Here is a 17456-nt window from a genome sequence, read left to right as displayed (position 1 = left end):
GCGGATGCGCCGGCAAATGCCAGCACATCCTTACCCGCAAGGCTGGTTTATCGACTATTTGAGATCCTTGGCGGTGACGAGTGTCACATCCGTCTTGACCCAGCCGGTGAATTTTTCGCCGGCATATTCGCGAAGGCCATACTTGATGCCCATGGCCGCCATTTCCGCGCCGTACTGCTCGACGGTGGCCAGCATCTTGCCATCCTTGAGCAACGGTTTGACGGACGGAATATTGTCGAAGCCGACGACCTTGATCTTGCCCGCCTGGCCTGACGCGTCGAGAGCCTTGACCACGCCAAGCGCCATGGAGTCGTTGGCGGCCATGACGCCCTGAATATCCTTGTACTTGGTGAGGAAATTCGTCATCACGGTGTTGGCTTCTTCCGTCTCCCAATGCGCGGTCTTGCTGTCGAGAAGCTCGAGCTTGCCGTTCTTGATGGAGTCCATGAAGCCTGCCTTGCGCTCCTTGGCATTGTCGGCCTCGGGATTGCCTTCGAGGATCACCACCTTCGCGCCGGGACCAAGATCCTTGGCGAGCGCATCGCCTGCAAGCTTGGCGCCGGCCGTGTTATCCGGCCCGAAGAAGGCGAGATCGATACCGGCCGCCTTCTTGGCATCGGCATCGAGCGGCACGTCGATGTTGATGACCTTCACGCCAGCTTTCACCGCCTTTGCGAGCGGCGTGGCCATGGCCTTGGAATCGGCCGGCGCGACGACGATGATGTCGTATTTCTGCGTCACGAAGTTCTCGACGGCATCGACCTGGGCCGCGAAGTCCCGTTCGTCCTTCATGCCGACGGCCTTGAAGTCGAACTTATCCTTGTTTTCGGCCGCATATTTGTCGGCGCCGGCCTTCATCTGTTTGAAGAACTCATTGGATAGAGACTTCATGATCAGCCCGACTTTCGGCTTGCTGGCGGCAAAGGCGGGCGACACGCCGCAGGACAGCGCGAGCGCCAGGGTGCCGGCAAGCCCCAGTTTCAGCGCCGTACGCCGCTTGGTGTTGATCAAGACGGATTCGCGTTTTTTAGAATTGGTCATTTCTTTCCTCCCGAACGGTCCTGAGCTCAGCTCCACCTGAGTTGTCTGCGACAATGAACCGTTTCCACGTATATTGGGTATCATGCCGCCAGGAATTGTCAAGGCACCGATTTTGCGGTGAAAAACAGGTGAATTTGGAGCTTTACCGGTCTCGGAAGATGGGTATGATGAACCGTTTCCATCGAGCCGGCGTTGCTTTTGCGGTGGGGGATCGGCTTGACATGAAGCCCTTTGACTAAGGCGGCAGAGACCATTAGCTGAGAGGCTGCTCAGGCGCCTCCATGGTCCGGAAGGTGAAATGAAGGGATATTGGTTCCGTTATGCCGAAGGTTGGAATTCGAGACGTTGCCAAGCTGGCGGGGGTTTCCACCGGGACCGTCTCAAGGGTTTTGAATGACCATCCTTCCGTGACGGATGAATTGAGGGCACGGGTCAGAAGCATCATCGAAGAGCTCGGATATACGCCCGATCCTTCTGCCAGAAGCATGCGCGGCAAGGTCAGCCGTCTCATCGGCATCATCATTCCCGATCTCACCAATCCCTTCTTCTCGGAACTCGTCCAGTCCGCGGAGCAAGCGGCGGCGAAGCATGGCTATAACATCATCGTCATGACCTCTTTCGATCACGCGGCCAAGGAAGCGGATCGCATCGGCCAGCTGACAAGTCGGAAGGTGGACGGCATCATCCTTGTTCCGAGCAATGATTTCCATGCGCTCAAGCCGCCGAAGGGCCTGCCAATCGTCATCGTCGACCGCCTCCTGCCGGGATATTCCGGCATTGCCGCCGATCATCGCAGCGGCGTGCGCCTCGGCGTCGAGCATCTTGTGAAGCTTGGCCATCGCCGCATCGGCTTCATTTCGGGTCCCAAAGACTCCGTCCCAGCCAATGATCGCCTCCGGGGCTATCTCGATGCGATGAAGTTGGCCGGCGATGGCGAGCAGAACGCGGCGCCGCTGATCGCGGAAGCGGCTTTCGACTATGAAAGCGGGCGGTCCGCTGGAAACTATCTTCTCGCGCGCGCCCGCCACGAGCGCCCAACCGCCATCTTCGCAAGTTCCGACCAACAGGCGATCGGTTGCATGCGTGCAGCCCATGATTTGGGGATCCCAATCCCGGCTGCCCTTTCCATCGTCGGCTTTGATGGTATTCCGCTCGCGAGCATGACAATACCACGCCTGACCACAGTGAAGCAGCCGATTCAGGAAATAGCGGCAGCGGCGGTCGCCGTTTTGTTGGGCAAGCAGGATGCCCCGGCGCTCGGCAAACCACTCCTGCTGGCTTGTGAGATTACTCAGGGGGAAACAACGTCCTCACCACAACCGGATTAAAAGGTGATGCCGTGGTTGTGGATGACACTACACCTAAATATTGATGAACTACATGCATGTCTTTATCCGCTATTGTCAGTGAGACATGTGTTCAACAGCGCCCGAACTGCGTCGGAATTGTCTTACCACTGCATTGTTTGTACCCGTCAAATACCCAGTGTATTAAGCCAGTCGCTGAAGCTGGATGTCTTCGTCATGTGTGGTAGGTGCTCTACCTTGCATTCCCCGCTATGTCTGCGGACTTCGCTTGGGCTGTAGCCGAATTCATGTGTGAAGGCCCTGCTGAAGTTGGCTGCCGATTCGAAGCCTAGATTACTTGCGATATCTGCAATTTTCTGACCATTGTTCAGGTCGGCTAGTGCTGCGCGTGCGGCCAGGAGGCGCCTTCTGCGCACGTAGTTTAACACGCCACCCGATGCCTGGAACAATTCGTACAGTCTGGTTCGGGAGATTGCCAATTCACGGCTCAACGCTTCCGGCGTGAGCTCCGCTGATCCGAGATTGCTCTGAATAAAGCGACGCGCTTTCGTCATCAGTCCGATCTCGGAGCTGCGATCGCCGATCGCATGGCCATCCACCAGCGGCGTGACGCTATGAAATATCATCTCTTGCAGCTGGTTGCGTACACTGTGTAGATCATCCCTTGTCAAACGGTTGAGGTTCGCTTCGAGAAAAGCGATGTAGTCGGCCAGCAGCTTGACGCGCGCGCCCCCCAGGACGATGTTGTTGCTTGCTCCAGGCAGTCCGCCATGATCGGCGAACAAATCGCAAGGTAGAATGAGGGTAACGGATTGTGCGCTTATGGTGCGGCCATAAAACGGGCAGCCAAGTGCCCGGATTTCCATCATCCCGGGCTCGTTTTCGACCACATGCCCATTGACGCTGGTCCATGTCTTGCCCGTGCGCAGGAATGTGATTTGCCAATGATCTATGGCGCTGAAGCGTAGTTTCTCCGGAGAGCGTTCATAGCTGAAGGCTGGCGTTTGCTGCTGGATGAGAAGCGCCCCTTCAAGATTCCAGATGGTTTGAGATGCGGCGAAACCTTCTCCGGCCTGGCCGCTTTCGGGAAGATACGCGTCTATCAACGGCGCCATATGCTTCTGCCAAGCCGGGAATTGCTGACTGGGAGCCTCATGGGACGTGGAGAATGGCAGTGACACGAGCTCTGGCACATCCGTGGTCTTGCCGCAAATTGGAGCTTCGGAAATGCGGGGCCACCGGCGCCTTTCGACAAAAGCTGGTTGTCCGGCTGTAGTCTCGGTCTTGTTCCACATCATCGTGGCGGCCTTTCGACAAAACGTGCCAAATCGGCTGGCAGTCGCCGCGGTATCCTTACCGCGGGCGGATGGAGGGGATGGGCACCTATAGGTGATGGGCGCCCAAAATGGGTCGCGCGCGGAAAGTACAGGCCTTGTCCGGTTACGATCTTTCCCAATTGTCGCAAAACAGCCTGAATTTCAGTCCATCCGGGCGCCCGCCGGTTGGCGGACGGACATAAGGAAAGTGATCGTTTCATGTCTTGAGCAAAGAATTCTGCCTCGCGGTGCGCCTTGGCCGGCAAACCAAAGAAGTCTGTGGATGTCTGAGCCGAGGCTCTGTGCATCCGCCGAATGTCGCGCCAAGTTATTATCATCGCAGGCAGCATTGTCGCAGGTCCCCGCCCCGAAGGCTGTAAGGGGAAATTAAGCAGATTTCATTAATATTTTCAAGATATTTATAGAAGTTGCTTAAATATTTTCCGCTGAAATACACGAAGGAAACTTGTCAAGGAGAGTAAACTTATGAGTTTTTGGAAGAACTCTTGCAATCTATCCGCAGGTAATCGAAAGGTCGGCGTCTCTTTATCGATAATACTTGCGATTGCCTCTTCGGTGGTCATGCATGAAACTGCAAATGCTGCCGAGAATGTGCACGTAAAGAATAAGACTGTGCAGTTGTACATGAAGAAGTATCAAAAGGACAATGTCGTCTTCTATAGCGGAAGTTCACTTACCAGGACGACTTCGGTTTCTGCCGAGAATTACTTCAAAGGTTCTCCTTATATCTGCACACCAAGTGGATTTGGAAGAACGTCGCATTGCTACAATCGCAGCGCATTTTGAGTTGAGCCGGCTGATGCCACGCACTGCGCGCGGCAAAGAATAGGGGCATTTCCCGGATGGCGGTTCGACGGAACAGGTGAGACGCATGCCGCCCGCTATCCAAAAGAAAGCCCCTATGTGAGTATTCGACTTCAACCGGGCAGATGTCTGCGAACATAGTCGCCCGGCCGCAGTTTCAGAACTTCGTCATCATGTTTGATCGGATTATGACGGAACACATACCATTTTCCGCCTGATGCTCGTTTCTGATAGATGATCCCGGCCTTCTTGCGATGCAGGAAGCAGGACACGTTGGGTGCGGCACTTTTCTTGCTGTACCAGACAGCGCTCATGCAGAGCCTACCGCGATCGGTCGCATACCAGATGCCCCTTGCGTAGGATTTTTGAGCGCCCGTATGCGACCAGGCTGTAAATCGACGGTGATGACGCGAGAAGAAGCCGGCCCCGTCCTTCCATATCCAGGAACGTCCCGAGTAGAGCTTTTTCAGTTCCTTGGCGCTCATTGGCATGGCTTGATGGGCCGCACGCGCTGTCATTCGATCGATTTGATGCTGTGTCGCCGCGTTCGCGGTGCCGGCCAGCAGCATCGCGAACATGGCGTTCAGGATGATGAAACGGAACCAAGACATGGGTTTCTCCTCAATCTTTCATCATCGCGGTCAATTCAAGAGAGGCGGCGTGGCGACGCGCCAATCCGGCCTGCCCAGACCATCCGGCCAGGGATAGACTTCACGGTCGTTGAAGTAGACCACCGCTTTCAGGTCAGGGAATTCGGAATGCGGCTTGTTGGCTTCCTCGGCCCACGCGTGAACATAGGCCTCGTTGCCCTGGTAGCCCAGTTCCGCGATCACGATCGGCTTCTTGAAGCGTTTCACACGGTCGTAGCCGGGTTTGGTCGCTTCCACGAAGGTCGAATCTCGCCCGAGCTTGCGCTGATCGAACGGCTGGTAACCGAAGACCGACAGCCCGACGACGTCGACGAATGAATCGCCGGGATAATAGGCTTCAAGCCCATCCTTGCCCATCGGCGACCACATATACTTCGCCGAGGGAAGGCTCTTGCGGCAGACGGTGACGGCGTGCCTGTAGGCCTTCACATACTCCTCCGCATTCCAGTAGGCCCAGGTGAACTGCCCGTTCTTCTCATCCATTTCCTGCGCCCAGCGAATGGTGACGGGTGCATTGAGCTTCGCGGCCGCCGAGCAGATCGCCGTCATGTTGGAATCATAGTGGCCCGCCAGAATTCCATTGAGTAGATCGGTAGGCGTGACGCGCCAGTCGCGGGCCCATGACCAGGGCTCGATGGTGATCAGCAGCGAACGCCCACGCTTGCGGGCATAATCGTCTGCCGTACTCAGCGTCGACAGATCGACGTCTTCCCAAGGCAGGAAAAGATGCTCGATCTTCGGATTGGGGTCACTGGAAAAGTCCCCGTTGGGATCATAGGCACCCCCCCGGCAGCGATTGGGGTGTGATGATCGGCCTCTTGTCGTTGAAGAGAGGCCGAGTCTCGGCCTTCGCGTCCAGGCCGTTGCTGGCAGCGTATACGCCCCCGCACAGGGCGCCGGCCGCAAGCAAGGCCGTCGTCAGCTTTGATAGAGTTTTCATAGCTTTGCCTCCTTCCTCTATTCGGTCTTGTGGACGGTCAAAGAGGTCTTCAAGGCCTCCAGTCGTTGTGAGACCAGATCATCGGCGATCAAGTTTGTCGCCTCGTCGGTTTTCTTGGTGACGGGATGGCGAAACACGAACCATGCTCCGCCAGTCTCGCGTTTCTGATAGATCGTTCCATCGAGAATGCGATGGATGAAGCAGGTCTTGGCGGGAAACTGGCCGTTCGTGGCGTGCCAGGTTGCCTCCAGACACAGACGGCCGGTGTCCGTCACAGCCCAGCGGCCTTCAGCCCAGGATTGTCCGTTAGTCCCGTCGACCCAGGCAGAAAACCGACGGTCGGTATCCTGCATTCGGCCAGCACCATCGGGCCAGCGCCAGCTCTTGTCGTGATAGAGCATGTAAAGTTCAACCGCCGTCATGGGTCTTGCTCCATCCGGCACCTTGGTGGTCGTTGCGGCTAAGGCCGTATTGCTCCCCGCTGCAAGTCCAAGCACGATCGCACATGCCAGCGATGCGGCGGGGACCAGGGAGGTCTGTGTCCTTAATGGCTTCATATTGCTTCTCCCGTATCGTGGATTGGAACGAGCTTTGGGGTTGCCGCCTTTACGGCTCGCTGCCGGTTTCGTCGTTTGGCGATATCGCGCAGGCTGCTATGTGTGCTTGACGACTTACCTATGGAGCAGACGTGAAAGCCAATCCGGCGGGCGGCTTCCGCATCCAGCGCATTTCGCAGATCTATGAGAACAGGCTGGCGCAGTTTCTTCTTGAGCTGGGCCAGGTCAATCTTTCGGATGGCGTCCCATTCCGTCATGACGACGACGGCATCCGCGTTTCTCGCGCATTCATAAAGATCCTCGTGGAAATCGACGCTGCTGAGGACTTTTGCTGCATTCTCGATGCCGACGGGGTCATATGCCCGGATGCGGGCACCCAGGCGCTGCAGGGTTTCGATGAGCGGCACGGAGGGCGCGTCGCGCATGTCGTCGGTATCGGGTCTGAAGGTCAGGCCGAGAATGGCGATGGTCAGGCCGTCAATATCGCCGCCAAGTGCCTTGCTGACCTTCCGTGCCATGCGCCGCTTGCGCATCTCGTTGACGGCAAGGGTTTCCTCGACGATACGCAACGCCACGCCATGGTCCTGCGCCGTCTGCAACAACGCAAGCGCGCTTTTGGGGAAGCATGAGCCGCCATAGCCAGGGCCGGCGGCAAGGAGGCTTGCCCCGATGCGCTTGTCGAGCCCCATACCGAGCGCCAGCTCTCCGACATCGCTGCCCATCTCCTCGCAAAGATCGGCAAGTTCGTTGATGAAGGTGATCTTCGTGGCGAGAAAGGCATTGGCGGCATGCTTGATCAGCTCAGCCGTCCGACGCATCGTGATGATGACGGGCGTATTCTGGCGCTCGATCGGGACATCATAGAGCTCGACAAGCCGTTTGCAGGCCCATTCCTCCTCCACGCCCAGGACGATGCGGTCCGGAGCGAGAAAATCCTGCACCGCAATGCCTTCGCGCAGAAATTCCGGATTGGAGGCGACGGCGAAGGTGCCAGGCGTCCGGACCGAGCTGATGATCCTGTGCACGGCGTCGCCGGTTCCGACCGGCACCGTCGATCTTATCACCACGATACTATCAGCCGAGATAAGCGCCGCGAGCTCGCGCGCTGCCTGGTAAATGAAGGAAAGGTCGACATCCGCCTGTCCTGGATGCGGGGGCGCAGCGATCGCTATGAAGACGATGGCTGCTCCTTCGACCGCCTTTGCGATGTCGCAAGTGAAGTCCAGCCGTCCCGCGGCATAGTTTCGTTCCACCAGCTCGTCGAGATCCGGTTCGTAGATCGGAATCCTGCCGTGACGAAGGGCGGCGATCTTATCGGCATTCTTGTCCACACAGACGACACGATTGCCCCATTCGGCGAAGCATGTGCCGCTGACCAAGCCCACATATCCGGTTCCAATAACAGCTATCTTCATGTGCGTTCCCGCCAATAGCGTCCTTCCCGTCATGAACCTCAATTGTCCGTGTCACTCACGTGCCAGTGCGGATTGAGCACCATTCTGTGCAGTCCACGCCCGCCAATGCCGGCGCCCGCCACCGAAAAGCGATTGTCGAACAGCACGTAGCCGTCGGTGTCCCAAATCAGTGATTGTACTCCGGCGCGGCCGTGCTCCATGATGCCGACAAATGGCAGCGCCGTCAGAGCAAGCAGAGCGCTGGCGAGCGCTGGCCGATAAAAGCGCTTGTTCGCGCCGAGCGTGTTTTCACGCGCATGCTGGACGATGATGACCAGCAGCAGCAAAGTGTAGATGGCGGCATTCATCGTTGCGAAGATATAAAAGCCGCTGCTCTCCTCCGCGCTGACGGATAGCACCGGCAAGATGGAGGCGAGAGAGAGAAAGCCATAGGGTGCAAGGACCCGGAACGGCAGCGGATCGACCTCCGATGTGCCTTTCGGCGTGACGCGGAAATCCACGAACGATCCGGTCGCCCGATCGTGAATGGCAGCCAGAGCGCCCACGAGTGCCCACGGCCAGCGGGCAAACAGGAACAATGTCATCTCCCAGCTCAGGATCCTGGCATTGGCCGGCCTGAACGTATGCGTACTGCGCCAGCGATAAGCGAACAGGATCAGCAGAACGGATTGCGGCACGAAGTGCAGCAGAAAATCGGGATAGGAGACATCGACGAAGGTCCTGCCTCTAACAAGCGCGATGATGGGCATGACGAACATCAGCGCCATGAAGAGCGAGAAAAGAGAATACCAGAGCTGCGAAAACAGGAACTGGATCTTGAGACGCAGCGGCAGCCGCTTGATCAAGCTTGGCGAATATTGCAGCAGGATCATCATCAGGCTGCGCGACCACTGAAACTCCTGGGTGATGAGATCGGCAAAGGTGCGCGGGCCATCGCCATGCGCAATGGCATCGAGCGCATGAATGCCACGCCAGCCGTGCGCATTCATCATCAGCGTGGTGGAGTGGTCTTCCGCCAGCTCTGGGCCTAGACCGCCAATGCTCTTCAGGGCCTTGGTGCGAACGGCGTAGTGCGAGCCGATGCAAAGCGGCGACAGCCCGTGATTGAACCCCACCTGAAGCGATCCGTGCATGCTGGCTTCCGCATAGAGACGGCCGCGTGCCGACCAGCTTTCACCGGCATTCCGATCGCAGATGCTCGGCGCGGAGACATAGCCGACCGCCGGATCGGCGAAGGGGCGAAGCATCTGAAAAAGATAGCCTTGCTCGGGCACATGATCGGCATCGAGCTGCACGACGAAATCATAGCCTTCATAGCCGTAGTGATCGTAGAAGAAGGCGAGATTGCCTTCCTTGCAGCGGGTGCGCCGCGGCCAGGTCTGGCGGTGATAATCTTCGCGGCCCCTGCGGGTGGATACCTGGACGCCATGTTTGCGGCACCAATCCAGCGTCGAGGGTGACGGATCTTCATCCGCGAGCCAGGTGTCGTGCGGCACATTCTGTGCCAGCATGGCATCCAACGTCCGGGCCACCACCGCGAAGGGCTCCGATGGTGCCTTGGTGACGACCATGGCGATGCGGCTGCCGGCGGGAAGCCGCAATTGCCCCGTCGGCTTTTCGGCGCGAAAGAAGACGATGATGAAATAGGCTGGAATGATCGTCACCCAGGCAAGCACCAGGGTCAGCAAGACCGATCCCATCGGGTCGACATGGTGTGCGGGTGTAAACCACCAGCTCCAGAAATAGACAAGCGCCGCGAGCCATAGCGTGGCGCAAGCGACATATTCCGCGCGCTGGCGACCCCGCAGGACCGGCGTCATCAACGCCCTTTCCTTCATTGCTTCAGCTCGTGTCCGGATCGATGTCATCCTCGCATCTCCAGTCCGAAGAAGGGAGCCGCGGTCCGGATGATTATTTCGATATTCGAATGCAGAGCGTGGAAGCCGAGTTTCTCGGCGGCAAGTTCGGAAGCGGCATAAAGGACAGGCGGATCGCCCGGTCGCTGCCCGTGCATGGCGATGGGAACCTTGCGTCCGCAAACGCGTTCGATCTCCCCGACGATCTCCTTGATCGACGTGCCGTGCCCTGTTCCCAGATTGACGGCAAGATTGTCACCACCAGCCAATAGATACTCGACTGCCAGGACATGCGCCCTGGCGAGATCCAGCACGTGGATATAGTCGCGCACACAGGTACCATCCGGCGTGTCGTAATCGTCTCCATAGACTTCCAAGGTTTCGATCGCGCCGGCCGCCGCCAGCAACGCGCGTGGAATGAGATGCGTTTCGGGATCATGCCATTCGCCCAGTTCCCGTTCGGGATCGGCGCCCGAGGCGTTAAAGTAGCGTAGTGCCACATAGGAAAGTCCGTATGCGGCTGAATAGTCGGCGAGCATGTGTTCGGCAATCAGCTTCGTTCTGCCATAGGGATTGATGGGTCGAGGCGTCTCGCATTCGCGGATCGGCAGATGGGCGGGAATTCCGTATATCGCGCAGCTCGATGAAAAGATCAGCCTATTGGCTTGCGCGCGGCGGCACGCCTCTAGAACCGACAGCGTGCCGGTGACATTGTTGGCGTAGTATTTCGCGGGATTTTCAACCGACTCGCCGACATAGGCCGAGGCGGCGAAATGTATGACCGCCGCAGGCCTGTGGCCATCGATCGCCTCAACAAGGCGGGGCGTGTCGAGAATATCGCCTTGGACGAAGGGCCCCCAGCGCACGGAGGTCAGGTGGCCCGTCGAGAGATTGTCATAGACGACGGGCTCGAAGCCCTGGCGATGAAGGAGTTTCGCGGTGTGGCTGCCGATGAAGCCGGCGCCACCCACGACGAGTATTTTTTGTCTGGCCATCACGCAACCTCGAAAAGCTCGCTGCTTGGACGAACCAGCTGCCGTTCGAAGTAGGCGATGGTGGACTTCAGCCCATCCGCTAGCGCGACCGACGGTTCCCATCCCAGTTCGCGTTTCGCGACGCTGATGTCGGGCCGGCGCTGACGCGGATCGTCGACCGGCAAGGGCTTATGGACGATCTTTGAGCTGGAGCCGGTGATCGCGATCACCTGTTCGGCAAGATCACGCACGGTAAATTCCCCCGGATTACCGAGATTAACAGGCGTATGGATGACCGTTTGGTCGGCCATAAGGCGGACGAAACCATCGATCAGGTCGGCGACATAGCAGAACGAGCGCGTCTGGGAGCCATCGCCATAGACCGTGATGTCCTGGCCCCTGAGTGCCTGGACGATGAAATTGGATACGACGCGGCCGTCGTCGGGGCGCATGCGCGGCCCATAGGTGTTGAAGATACGGGCAATCCTGATGTCGACGCCGTGCTTAGCGTGAAAGTCACGGAAAAGCGTTTCGGCGGAACGCTTGCCTTCGTCGTAGCACGAGCGGGGGCCGAAGGAATTGACGTTGCCCCAATAGTTCTCAGGCTGCGGATGTACCTGGGGATCTCCATAGATCTCCGATGTGGAGGCCTGGAAGATGCGCGCCTGGTGATGAGCGGCTAGCTCCAGCAGGTTGAGCGAGCCGAAAACGCATGTCTTCATCGTATGGATCGGATCGGCCTGATAATGCGGCGGAGATGCCGGGCAGGCCAGATTGTAGATCTCGCTGACAGGCAGATCGAGTGACGCTATGACGTCATGGCGGATAAAGCTGAACGTGTCATAGCGAAGAAGATGCCACAAATTGTCCATCCGCCCGGTTGAAAAATCATCCACGCAGATGACTTCATGGCCATCCTGCAGAAGCCGGTCGCAAAGGTGCGAGCCGAGGAACCCCGCGCCTCCCGCAACAAGAATCGTACGTCTCTTGGTATTTTTTGGAGTGATGCCTGCAGATTTGAACGCTATGCCCATCAAACCCTCCCGGTACTTTAGACACGCAGCCGAGTATCAAGGCGAAGTAAGACTTCCGCCCTGTTGTAGGCTGTTTACAACTGGGAATTATTTCTGCAATTTATGGCTATAGTTTACTAACGTTTAACTATGCTGTCGTTATCAAGGAATGCAGAAGTTTTACATTCTGTCCATTTTTGTCGCTATCAGCGCTGATGTATTAATTTAAAATAATTTACATTGGGCGTGTGATTTAAATTGTAGTTTTTACTATAGAATTCAGATATACGTTGGTATTATAAGATATTTTAGAGATATCAATGAGTATTGTTATTTATCTCCGTCCCAGATGGCGAAGCCGATAGGCGTAAGGGAGAGTCGACCGAAATTCGGCTTCAAATAAATTCGCGCAATATGTTGTGCCACGATGCGCCTCTTCTCCAGCAAGTTTTCGTGTCCGCGCCCTGCGCGACAGCAACACCATGGCTCATCTGAGATCTTGTAAGCGGATAATTCCATAAGGCCGAATGCCCGAACCATGAGCGTTCTGACACCCCGAGGGAGCGGCAAGGATAGGGGCGCGGGCGCTTGATGGCTAGGTCAGGCGCAGATCCAGGCGCGGATGCAGCTTTTTCAGGTTTGGCAATGATTTCATCTGCCAGGGAATTTGCGACGAGCCGCAGACGGTAAGATGAACATCCGGATGCTTGCGCGCCTCTATCGTCAGTTTGGCAAGCAGGTTGATGCCCGAGGAATTCAAGAATTGCAGACCGGTAAGATCGAAAGTCGCCTTGCCTCCGCCCCCATGAAGGATCGTCCTGGCCAGATCATAGACCGGTGCATAGGCGTCGGGACCCGCCAGACGCATGGTTCCGTCAAAATACAGGGTGCTGCCTTCGGACCAGACGCGGAATGCTTCTTCTTTGATTTCCATAAAAGGCCTCTCGCTGGTTCACGCCGATGAAATCGCCATTGCGGCATAGGTTTGCAGCTTGATCCGCTTGTGCGGACCATCCTCGTCGAAATGCCAGGCCAGCTGAACCTGGTAGTCGCTCATCAATGTCAACAGTCCTAACCCGGATGCATCGTCGCCGGCAAGAACGCTTGCCTCGATCTGTTCTATCAGGAGATCGCCGGGATCGCCGGCCGTAACCCTCAGCAATAATTCCTGGAAGCGTTCAGTCGCGTCGCGGTCGATAAAGTTTCCGATCCGCATCCTGAAATGATGGTCATCCCTCAACGCCTCGATCAGGATCTCGCCCGTGGCGCGGAACTTGATGGAGTTTTCGATGAGCTCGTTGGTCAAATAACCGATATCGTGCCGTACCGTCTTGTATTGGCGCTCGGAAGCACGGAAATCGAGCGCCATCGTTTCCGCGATAAAGTCGGATGTCATGGCCGAATGGCGCCACGCCAAGTGAAGAGGTCCGTCGAACAGGCGAATGCGAAGGGCATTGGTGCCGTCGAACGAAACCAGATGTTCCTTGCCGAAAATTGCTGTTGTCATCTCCTCACCTGTGCCGCATCACCACAAGGGTAATATCGTCATGGATCTTATGGGTCCCGATGTAAGCCATCAAATCGTCGAGTATGCCCTCGACGACTTCTTCCGCAGTCCCGCCATGTAGCCGGCGGGCATCCTCCAAAAGCCTGTCGAAGCCGAACAGTTCGCCCTTCGAATTCTCCGCTTCGGTGACACCGTCTGTATGCAGGACTACCATGTCGCCCTTCTCGAAGGATACTTGCCGCGTATCGATAAAGGGAGCTATGTCGGGCTCGAGGCCAACAGGAAGACCGAGATCGCCTGTATCTATCCGCTCCACCTTGCCGTCCTGGCGAATGATGATCATGTCCTCGTGCTGGCCGGATATGGTCAATCTCTCGCCGTCATAGTCGAGGAACGACAAGGTGAGATGCTTGTCCGTCCGTGTCCGTTCGATGTTCTTGAAGATGGCGCGGTTGAGATCGGTCAGGAATTTTGCCGGATCCATCTCGCCTGCTTCCTGCAGGGCGCGGGCGATCGATTGCACCATTAGCATCAGCACGCCGCTCTCCAGCCCGTGGCCGGTCACGTCGCCGATGCCGATCTTGAGGTTGTTTCCGTTCTGCAGAACATCATAGTAATCGCCGCCGACTTCGTCGGCTGGGTGCATGTAGGCGGCGATCTCCAGATGCTTGATCGCCGTCAGTTCCTTGGCCCGCGGCAGGACCATGAGCTGGATTTGCTTGGCGACATTGAGCTCGGCACCCAGCCGCAGATTTTCGTTCTTCAATTGGCTGTTGAGGGTGGAAATCTCTTCCTTGGCGGCCTCGATCTCCTTGGTCCGGTCCGAGACGAGCTTTTCGAGGTTTTCGGTGTGGAAGCTGATATCCTCCGCCATCCGGTTGAATGCGATGCCGGCCTCAGCCACCTCGTCCCTGGTCGAGATATCGACCCGGACCGAATAATCCTTCGCCTGTATGCGTTTGGCGGCGCTCGCCAGCGCGCTGATGCCGCTGGTGACGCGTTTCGAAGCAGCGAAGACCGCCGCTGTGACGATCATCAGCGACACAAGGACCGCCATGATCTGATAAAGCAGGATGCGGTTGGTCGCCCGCGATATCTCATCCTTGGCGGCAATGAGCGAGGCGTAGATCTCGCGCTCGGGCACGACTATCCCGAGCGACATGACCTCGCGTTGCACCGGTCCATCCACCCAAAGATTGGTCGGGTGCAATTGCTTGACGACCACGAGGTAGGGAACATCCTCTCCCTGCTGGCTAAGGGTAATATGCTGGATCACGCCGTCGGCCTCGAGTGGCAGCGTGGTGATTGCCGTTTGCGTGCTGTTGCGCAAGGATCGATCGACGCCGGTGACGCCCTTGGCGGCGGCATCATTGGCGGCACGCAAGCCGATGACCTTCTCGCCCACGGGATTGATCGCGACGACATTTCCATTCGACATGGCAAGGAAGCCGAAGCCGGTCTGGGCGACTTTCACATGCTCGACGATTTCGGCAAGTTGCGTGAGCGTGATATCAGCGCCAGCGGCACCGGCCACCTGATGCCGATCCGGCGTCCAGAGCGGATGAAAAAAGCTGACGATCAGCTTGCCGGTGATGGCGTCGGTATAGGGAGCGGTCTGGGTGATGTAATCGGCAACCGGCCGTGATGACGGGTTGGAAGCCCATTGCTGCCAGGATTCGTAGAGGCCCGGAAAGAAGAATGTCCAAAAATCGGCGCTGTTATGGCCGGGATAGAGCCGGTCGAAGGTCTGTGCCTGCGTCGTATAGGGAGCGGTCCGGAAAATCGGACGCTCCCTGGGGCCGATATAATACATCTGCAGCTTCGACGCGCCGTTATGCAGCAATGAAGGGGCGACCAGATCGAGCACCGCGCTCCACTCTATGTCTGCCTGTACCTGGGGCAGGGGATGGTGATCCTTATCGAGCAGGTACCCCCAGACACTGATGACGGAGGGCGTGCCGGGCAAGTTCTGTGACCACTGGCCAACCGGGTCGTAGGACACCGTTACGGCACCCGGGGACGCCCTGCTCATGGCGGCCCCCACATCCACGCTTCGCGCGGGGTTGTCGATCTGTCCCTGCAGCACGCCCGCCAGCGCCTTCACGTCGGAATGGACCTGGTCGATCAGCAGGCCGACCTCCGCGGCGGTCGAATCCGCATAGGAGCGAATGTAATCCTGGCTCGCCTTCTCCAGGCCTTGTCCCACTTCCGTCGTGGCGTTGCGCGAAAGACGCTGGACGTTCCAAAGCGCAAGGCCGCCGCTGACGAGCAGGTCGAAAAGAACGGCACCCCCGACCACGAGTAGAAATTTGGCGCGAAAGGAGCGCAGTCCGAGCCGTTGCTTGGCGGTTGACGCGTCTGTCATAGCGGTTTCTGTCCCGAGGAAGCCCAGATCGGCCAGCCGGCATAGCCTCTTGGGTGGAGCGCGGCAAAAATATGGTCGGCGAAACCTTGTTTGAATCGCTCGATGAATGCGGCCGAATCCCCTCTTCGGACCGCCATCTCATCTGCGTAGACATTCCGCCACGCCGTGATGATGTCGGCGAAATCCTGGGGATCGCCGTCGAGATTGGTGACCATGAAGCTTTCCATCCGCACATCCTTGAAGCCGGCATCCAGCAGCATGCGGCGGCCCTTGGGACCCATTTCGACATCCATGTCGAAATGGGCAAACAGCTTCGCGACCTCGTTATAGGTCCATTGGATGCTGTCGGCTCTGGGCTCGCCAAGACAATGGGAGTTCTTCTCGTTGGTGATGTAGACCCTGCCGCCTGGCTTGCATATGCGATAGAGCTCGCGCAGCAGAATATCCGGACGGTCGAAGATCTGCAGCGAATGCCTGCAGGTCACGAAATCGAACTGGTCGCTCTCGAACAGCATCTGGGATGCATCGCCATAGGTATATTCGATATCCTGGACGTCGAAGTCGTCCGCGACCTTGCGGGCATATTCCAGGCTCGTCACCGAGTGATCGAGGGCAACGATCCGCGCCGGCTTGAAATCCTTTCGCAGCAGCATGGCGAAATCGCCGATGCCGCAACAGATGTCGGCAATATGCAAACCCTCACGAAGGCCGTGTCGCGGCAATATCTCGCGTTCGTGCCGCCAGGTCATTTTCGTCTGGGTTCGGAGGATCGGGATGAAGCTCTGGTTCTCCACGAACGTCTGCCCGGGATAGAAGGCTGAATCGTAGATCTCGACGGCGATGTTGGGCGACAGATCGCTCAAATGGCGAAACAGCCGCGATGCCCATGCGACGACGCTCGAGGCGACGACCGTCAGTTTGAGATCCGGCCTCGACCGGGTGGCATCGAGGAGTGCATGCGTCAGGGCGCGGAACGCCGTATTGTTCATGTGGATGACGCGCTTCAGATTGATGTAGCAGACACCGTTCACCGTCTCGATACCGTTTCGCAGCAGGGCGAGATCATCGGCGAGCTCGGCAACCGAATGCGGTCTAAGGACTCCCGACAGGGAAAATTCCTGATTGTTGGCATCGAATTGCGCTGTGAAACGGCTAGAGGAGGGGTTGTTCAATTGAGTAGCCTTTCGAGTGCGAGATCCACCACGAAAGTCATCACGCCTGTATCCTGATCGGACAGCTCGATATCCGCATCGTAATTGACGGCAAGGCCAAGAAGGATCGCGTGCTCGGCACGCGCGGCGTCATCGGTGATGACATCGAGATAGTTTGCAAGCGCATGGCCGTTTCCGATGCGCTCGACGATTGCCTGATATGAAGCGCGTTGTTCGGCCGAGCAGGGAAAAGTCAGTTCGATTCGCTCGATCAAGCCATTCCGGTAGAAGCGGCAGGTAAGGGTGCCGCCGCTTTCCCTGGTATGAAACGACATCTCGAAGAGTTCATTCAGGGCTGACGAAAGCAGGTTGGCATGACGGATGGGATCGTGGCGATCATGGCTGACCATGCGTGCCACATAAGCGGCGCATTGGTCGCAATGCGACCAGTCCGCCACCAGGGTCGCCATCTCCATCTCCAGCTCAAGCAATGGCTCGAAGGCCGCGCCCATTTGCACCTCCTCCATGTTACCCCCTCA

At 57.5% G+C, this 17456-nt stretch carries 14 protein-coding genes and 1 pseudogene; 1 reads left to right on the top strand and 14 read right to left on the bottom strand.

All coding sequences use genetic code 11. From position 1 onward, the window contains the following. Nucleotides 1-54 precede the first annotated feature (54 nt). Entirely contained in the window at nucleotides 55-1041 is a 987-nt protein-coding gene (locus AC13RC_RS08840; RefSeq protein WP_113353341.1) for a sugar ABC transporter substrate-binding protein, read from the bottom strand. A gap of 320 nt (nucleotides 1042-1361) precedes the next feature. Between AC13RC_RS08840 and AC13RC_RS08835 the strand changes: the two genes are divergently transcribed. Next, a complete protein-coding gene (locus AC13RC_RS08835; protein WP_145321321.1) occupies nucleotides 1362-2369 on the top strand; it encodes a LacI family DNA-binding transcriptional regulator in 1008 nt (335 codons plus the stop codon). 146 nt (nucleotides 2370-2515) lie between these two features. On the opposite strand, the gene AC13RC_RS08830 is transcribed toward AC13RC_RS08835, so the two are convergent. The 13 genes and pseudogenes from AC13RC_RS08830 to AC13RC_RS08770 form a co-directional block, all read right to left on the bottom strand. Further along, nucleotides 2516-3646 (bottom strand): helix-turn-helix domain-containing protein, encoded by a 1131-nt coding sequence (locus AC13RC_RS08830; RefSeq protein ID WP_488556949.1) that lies wholly within the window; start codon nucleotides 3644-3646, stop codon nucleotides 2516-2518. 956 nt (nucleotides 3647-4602) lie between these two features. Continuing rightward, nucleotides 4603-5100: a DUF995 domain-containing protein gene (locus AC13RC_RS08825; RefSeq protein ID WP_113353337.1), complete on the bottom strand. Its 498-nt coding sequence runs from the start codon at nucleotides 5098-5100 to the stop codon at nucleotides 4603-4605. A gap of 30 nt (nucleotides 5101-5130) precedes the next feature. Further along, a pseudogene (locus AC13RC_RS08820) lies at nucleotides 5131-6079 on the bottom strand (glycoside hydrolase family 26 protein). Nucleotides 6080-6096: 17 nt separating this feature from the next. Beyond that, a complete protein-coding gene (locus tag AC13RC_RS08815; RefSeq protein WP_113353335.1) occupies nucleotides 6097-6636 on the bottom strand; it encodes a DUF995 domain-containing protein in 540 nt (179 codons plus the stop codon). Next, the gene (locus AC13RC_RS08810; protein ID WP_488556948.1) at nucleotides 6633-8051 is read right to left on the bottom strand and encodes a UDP-glucose dehydrogenase family protein; all 1419 of its coding nucleotides are present in this window, start codon (nucleotides 8049-8051) and stop codon (nucleotides 6633-6635) included. The genes AC13RC_RS08815 and AC13RC_RS08810 overlap by 4 nt, the downstream gene beginning before the upstream one ends. A gap of 38 nt (nucleotides 8052-8089) precedes the next feature. Beyond that, nucleotides 8090-9919 (bottom strand): glycosyltransferase family 2 protein, encoded by a 1830-nt coding sequence (locus AC13RC_RS08805; RefSeq protein ID WP_246661136.1) that lies wholly within the window; start codon nucleotides 9917-9919, stop codon nucleotides 8090-8092. After that, entirely contained in the window at nucleotides 9916-10902 is a 987-nt protein-coding gene (gene galE / locus AC13RC_RS08800) for a UDP-glucose 4-epimerase GalE (protein ID WP_488556947.1), read from the bottom strand. The genes AC13RC_RS08805 and galE overlap by 4 nt, the downstream gene beginning before the upstream one ends. Next, nucleotides 10902-11915, bottom strand: coding sequence for a UDP-glucuronic acid decarboxylase family protein (locus AC13RC_RS08795; RefSeq protein ID WP_113353332.1), 1014 nt, complete (start codon nucleotides 11913-11915; stop codon nucleotides 10902-10904). Before AC13RC_RS08795 ends, galE begins: the two co-directional genes overlap by 1 nt. Before the next feature lie 574 nt (nucleotides 11916-12489). After that, nucleotides 12490-12828 carry a slr1659 superfamily regulator gene (locus tag AC13RC_RS08790; protein ID WP_069615114.1) on the bottom strand — a complete coding sequence of 113 codons (339 nt, stop codon included), beginning with the start codon at nucleotides 12826-12828 and terminating at the stop codon, nucleotides 12490-12492. Nucleotides 12829-12846: 18 nt separating this feature from the next. After that, a complete protein-coding gene (locus AC13RC_RS08785) occupies nucleotides 12847-13401 on the bottom strand; it encodes a slr1658 superfamily regulator (protein ID WP_113331227.1) in 555 nt (184 codons plus the stop codon). A 4-nt stretch (nucleotides 13402-13405) separates the two neighbouring features. Next, complete coding sequence (locus AC13RC_RS08780; RefSeq protein WP_488556946.1) at nucleotides 13406-15766, bottom strand: SpoIIE family protein phosphatase; 2361 nt, start codon at nucleotides 15764-15766, stop codon at nucleotides 13406-13408. After that, on the bottom strand, nucleotides 15763-16938 hold the full coding sequence (locus tag AC13RC_RS08775; protein ID WP_113353330.1) for a class I SAM-dependent methyltransferase: 1176 nt from the start codon (nucleotides 16936-16938) through the stop codon (nucleotides 15763-15765). Before AC13RC_RS08775 ends, AC13RC_RS08780 begins: the two co-directional genes overlap by 4 nt. Next, complete coding sequence (locus AC13RC_RS08770) at nucleotides 16935-17429, bottom strand: ubiquinone biosynthesis methyltransferase UbiE (RefSeq protein ID WP_246661137.1); 495 nt, start codon at nucleotides 17427-17429, stop codon at nucleotides 16935-16937. The genes AC13RC_RS08775 and AC13RC_RS08770 overlap by 4 nt, the downstream gene beginning before the upstream one ends. Nucleotides 17430-17456 lie beyond the last annotated feature (27 nt).

This window comes from Martinezella sp. CNPSo 3890 (assembly GCF_057784455.1).
Note: the sequence above shows the minus strand (reverse complement) of the source record. Positions and strands in the feature narration are given on the sequence as shown.